Below are 433 nucleotides of genomic sequence, written 5' to 3' on the forward strand. Positions count from 1 at the left end.
TTGAGCCGTTAGCTCAGTTGGTAGAGCATCTGACTTTTAATCAGAGGGTCGGCGGTTCGAACCCGCCACGGCTCATTATTTATATAAATAGCATGTATGCCGACTTAGCTCAGTTGGCAGAGCACCTGTCTTGTAAACAGGGGGTCGGAGGTTCGAATCCTCTAGTCGGCATTTATGCGGAAGTAGTTCAGTGGTAGAACGCCACCTTGCCATGGTGGAGGTCGCGGGTTCGAATCCCGTCTTCCGCTTATGTCAATTTATAATGCCGGGGTGGCGGAATTGGCAGACGCACAGGACTTAAAATCCTGCGGTCAGTGATGACCGTACCGGTTCGATCCCGGTCCTCGGCATATTATTATGCACCTATAGCGCAATTGGATAGAGTGTCTGACTACGAATCAGAAGGTTGTAGGTTCGACTCCTACTAGGTGCA

5 tRNA genes are annotated in these 433 nt (G+C 50.3%); all 5 read left to right on the plus strand.

The features are described from left to right. Positions 1-2: 2 nt before the first annotated feature. The 5 genes from AC6UDF_RS07115 (at position 3) to AC6UDF_RS07135 (ending at position 433) form a co-directional block, all read left to right on the plus strand. Positions 3-75 (plus strand) — tRNA-Lys (locus AC6UDF_RS07115). 23 nt (positions 76-98) lie between these two features. Further along, a tRNA-Thr gene (locus AC6UDF_RS07120) sits at positions 99-171 on the plus strand. 5 nt (positions 172-176) lie between these two features. Next, positions 177-248 (plus strand) — tRNA-Gly (locus AC6UDF_RS07125). 16 nt (positions 249-264) lie between these two features. Next, positions 265-350, plus strand: a tRNA-Leu gene (locus tag AC6UDF_RS07130). 9 nt (positions 351-359) lie between these two features. Then, a tRNA-Arg gene (locus AC6UDF_RS07135) sits at positions 360-433 on the plus strand.

The organism is Fructilactobacillus sp. X2R6C1, from assembly GCF_059901295.1.